Origin of the sequence: Pseudoalteromonas sp. UBA2102 (genome assembly GCF_002331165.1) — a bacterium.
Taxonomy (GTDB): Bacteria; Pseudomonadota; Gammaproteobacteria; order Enterobacterales; family Alteromonadaceae; genus Pseudoalteromonas; species Pseudoalteromonas atlantica.
The window spans coordinates 26,810-31,075 of record NZ_DCYU01000153.1; the positions used below are offsets into that span (position 1 = coordinate 26,810).

The following is a 4,266-nucleotide window of genomic DNA, read 5'->3' on the forward strand; positions in this document are numbered from 1 at the left end:
GTTTCGTCAGTATTTTCAAGGCTTTCGCTTGGGTTTTCAGGTGTGTCAGTTTTAATTTGTACAATCAATGAGGGTAAAATTTCGTGATAAAACGCTTTATTATAAAGTATGCCTTGCTGGGGTAACTCACTCACAAAGTACTGTATATTATCTTGTAGCGCTTGGGCGTTTTCACTTTGCAGTGCTTTTTGAAACTCAATCGAAAGCGTGCTCACTAAGCTGTCGCTAATATCTTCTAAATGTTGTAGGTTTTCATCTGTATGGGGCTGAACCACAAAAAAATTGGCCACAATTGCCTGAATTTGCGCTACATACTTAGGTCTTATTATTTTGGCTTCTAATAAATTGTTTAGCTTGGTTTTAAGGCGAGTGTTTACTTGGGCAACACGTTCGTTAAATTGTTTTTTCTTGGTTTCTAACGCTTTTTTTCTATTGTTTTCAACTCTAATATAAGCGCCAAGCAAAGTGATAAGTAATAACAAAGCAAAGATAACAACATAAGTCATTGCTAGATATTCCTAGTTTGATTAATTTTTATTTGTCTTGTATTTTGCGCTAAAGCACTACGCTTGGCAATAAAATTAGTATAAACGGCTGCCCCAATTAAGTTTAGTACGTAAAACGTTGTAGTAAGAGTAGTTTTTTGGGTGAATTAAGCGCAGTTTTCTGTCGGCTTTTTTAATAACTACTTCATCGCCGGGTAAAACGGCAAGCACTACATGGCTGTCGCAACTGACTTGTAAGCTGTCGGTGTTCTCAAGGCTTAACTTTAAGCGTACCTCGTTATCGGCATCAACCACTAAGGGTCTGCTTGATAATGTATGCGGAAACATAGGCACTAACGAAATTGCATTAAGCTCAGGTGTTAAAATGGGCCCGCCACCCGATAAAGAATAAGCTGTAGAGCCGGTAGGGGTTGATACAATTAAACCATCAGAGCGCTGAGAAAACACAAAGTCGTTATTAATAAAAGCTTCAAACTCAATCATGTGGGCAACTTTGTCGGCGTGTAGCACCGCTTCGTTAACGGCTGAATTCGCACTTTTAAGTTCGTTATGGCGATATACTTCTACCTCGAGCAAAAAGCGTTTCTCTTCTAAATATTCGCCGCTTAACACTTGCTCTAGGCTACCTTCAAAGCCCTCTGGGTTTAAGTCGGTTAAAAACCCTAAATTACCTCTGTTTACGCCTATTACAGCTACATCAAAGCGTGCAAGTACGCGTGCAGCACCAAGCATATTGCCATCACCCCCTACAACAATAGCAAGGTCGGCTTGCTCGCCTAAGCTAACAAGGTCAACTTGATGAGTATCAGGGACATCCGATAACTGCCCACCGGTGCGCTTTTCTACAATCACGGTAAAGCCAAGAGCCGATAAAAAAGTATGTAAACGCTGTAACGTAGCCGCAGCTTTAGGATGGTTTGGTTTACCTATAAGGCCAATAGTTTTAAACGGTGAGTGCATAACGGCTGCAATAAAAAGTAATAATATTTTTGTAGGGTAACTCAAAACAGAAGTGTTTGAAAACACAGATTTACCAATATGATAATGATTCAATTACGCCTGTATATTGCCAAGCTCACCTAAGAGCTGATTATTGGCTCAACAGATTAAATAACCCCTTTAATTTTTGTATTAAATGCTTAAAAATAGTTGCAGCAGTGTTTTATTGTAATGCATGCAACAACATATTCACTTAAAGCGTGCTTTAGGCTTGAATTTGTTTTAACTGCCCCGATATCTCTTTCATGCAACAAGATGTAGATAACATGAATATAAACCCTCGAGATCAACAAATTTTTTCAGCAGTGATGAGCCTTTATTGTAATGGTGAAGGGTTACCCGTTCCATCAACAAAAATAGCGAAGCAAAAAGGCATGGCGGTTTGTTCTGCCACGGTACGAAATGCTATGGCGCGACTTGAAAAAGTAGGCTTGTTATATTCCCCTCATACATCGGCAGGGCGTGTGCCTACAAACCAAGGGTTTGATTATTGGTTTGATGAGTTTTTTCCGTTAGCTGAAATAGCTAATTACTGGCAGCCACAACAAGCACAACTTGTGGAGCTGGCCCATGGATTAAGTAAAAAGTACCAAGTATGTTGTTGTGTAGGCTTACCCCAAGCAAGCTCACAACAAGTGTTTAGAGTAGAAGTGCTTGAGTTTGATTCTAACGATTGGCTTGTACTGCTAATAGATAGAGCAGGGCAAAGCCATAATATTTGTATCAACAAACCTGATGATTCCTCAGATGCCGTGCGTTATCAATTTGCAACTTGGTTAAACACAGTATTTAGCCAACAAACCTTAATGGAAGGTTTGTACAGAATGCAAGCAATGGCAAACACCGCACCGCGTAATTGCCACGACTCACTGACACAGTGGACGCGCCAGCTTAGTCATAAGCTTGGATCAGATAACAGTATTGTAGTAGGCGAAAACTATTTATATAAAAAGGTCGATTGCGAGCAAAGCTTAAATATTGGCGTTTCATTTTTAAATTTTGTCGAAGATAAACTCGCATTTAAAAACGGGGTATCGGTTTTAAACACTGAAAACTTACCGTTTACAGAGTGTAATGAGCTGATAGTAATTAGTGTGCCGTACTTTCAAAATCAAGAGTATCAAAGCCGCTTTTGCGTAATTTGCCCTAAATCGGCGCAAATTGAACAATTAATCCAAGAATTTAAATTATTAGAGCCATCTAACTCTTGAATCTTTTTATTCAATCCCCATAATTACCGCAGTTGTAAAGAATTGGAGCACGTATTTTATGTCTGAGCAGACACAAAACCCAGAGCAAGAAGTAGAACTAAACGAAGAAGTAGCTCAAATGGAAGCTGATGTTGAAGCAGCAGTAGAAGCCGCAGAGCAACACGAAGCAGACCAAGAGCAAAGCCCTGAAGCTGAAATTGCAATGCTATACGCAGAGCTTGAAGCCGCTAAGCAAACCATTGCGGATCAAAAAGACAGCGTTGTACGCGCCGCCGCAGATGTAGATAACATTCGTCGTCGTGCTGCACAAGATGTAGAAAAAGCACATAAATTTGCACTGGAAAAGTTTGCTAACGAATTACTTCCAGTAATCGATAACCTAGAGCGTGCTATTGAGTTTTCTGATAAAGAAAACGAAACCCTAAAGCCATTGCTTGAAGGTATTGATATGACAGTTAAAAGCTTTAACGATGCGGTTGCAAAGTTTGGCGTTGAAATTGTTAACCCACAAGGTGAGCAATTCAATCCAGAATTCCACCAAGCAATGTCTATCCAACCAAGTAACGATGTTTCACCAAACACGGTACTTGCAGTAATGCAAAAAGGATACACATTAAATGGTCGTTTATTACGCCCTGCAATGGTTATGGTATCTAAAGCAGCAGACGCTTAATTAGTCACTGTTTATAAAAAATGCCTCATTATGAGGCATTTTTTTTGTCTATTTTATAATGGATTAACTGCACCAGCATAGTTAATAGCACGGCGCTAAACATTAAGCTTGAAAACGGCACTGCACTTTTTGCATGCACTACCGCAAGCAATGGGCCAACGAGCGCGCCACTGCCAAAGCGCAGCGTTCCAATAACAGCGGTGGCGGTACCGGTGTTTTTTTCAAACTTCATTAATATTAATGAATCAGCATTACTCGCTGTTACCCCTAGGCTCATCATTAAAGGCGCAATGGCCGCTACAATGTAATATAAAGAAAGCTGCAACAAGCTAAACGTAAGCAGTGCCAGCCCAGAGGCAAAGCCACATACAAGCCCTATGTACAGCATTTTTCGAGAGCCAATTCTTGGTACAATTCGGGTATTTAAAAAGTTACCACACATAAGTGCCATGACATTAAATGCGAATAAAATACCAAATAATTGCTCAGATACATTATATAAATCTAGGTATACAAAAGGCACTGAGGTTAAAAAGCAAAAAAAGCCAAACGAGACAAACATAGAGCTTAATATGTCTGCACGTGCATCTTTATTACTAAGTACCGTTTTATAGCTGTCGAAAAACAAGGCTAGGCCTTTTTTCTCATTTTTATGAATGGGGATATCAATTAAATACACCTGTACAAACGCTAAAATTAAAAAGCTATAGGCAGTAAGAACCAAAAATATGGTTGACCATACCGAGAACCCTAAAATAAATGACCCCACAGAGGGGGCAACTAAGGGCGCTACCATCATAATCATAGATACATACGACATGCCCTTAGCGGTGTTTTTTTGATAAATATGCCTAATTACGCCAGGCACAACCACCGT

General features: G+C 39.7%; 5 protein-coding genes. 2 read left to right on the top strand and 3 right to left on the bottom strand.

The genetic code is table 11. The features are described 5' to 3' along the window. Together B2R65_RS19500 and nadK are read right to left on the bottom strand one after the other, a co-directional pair. Window positions 1-506 (bottom strand): hypothetical protein (locus tag B2R65_RS19500; RefSeq protein WP_286745485.1); only part of this gene is annotated, 506 nt, incomplete at its 3' end. Window positions 507-581: 75 nt separating this feature from the next. Beyond that, window positions 582-1,466 (bottom strand): NAD(+) kinase, encoded by an 885-nt coding sequence (nadK, locus tag B2R65_RS19505; protein WP_004588103.1) that lies wholly within the window; start codon window positions 1,464-1,466, stop codon window positions 582-584. A gap of 284 nt (window positions 1,467-1,750) precedes the next feature. On the opposite strand from nadK, the gene B2R65_RS19510 reads away from it, so the two are divergent. Both B2R65_RS19510 and grpE read left to right on the top strand, forming a co-directional pair. Further along, window positions 1,751-2,716, top strand: coding sequence for an HrcA family transcriptional regulator (locus B2R65_RS19510; RefSeq protein WP_054983110.1), 966 nt, complete (start codon window positions 1,751-1,753; stop codon window positions 2,714-2,716). A gap of 58 nt (window positions 2,717-2,774) precedes the next feature. Then, window positions 2,775-3,389, top strand: coding sequence for a nucleotide exchange factor GrpE (gene grpE / locus B2R65_RS19515; RefSeq protein ID WP_024033377.1), 615 nt, complete (start codon window positions 2,775-2,777; stop codon window positions 3,387-3,389). Window positions 3,390-3,417: 28 nt separating this feature from the next. Here the strand turns inward: grpE and B2R65_RS19520 are convergent. After that, window positions 3,418-4,266, bottom strand: an 849-nt coding sequence (locus B2R65_RS19520) for an MFS transporter (protein ID WP_286745489.1), incomplete at its 5' end; no start/stop codon positions are given.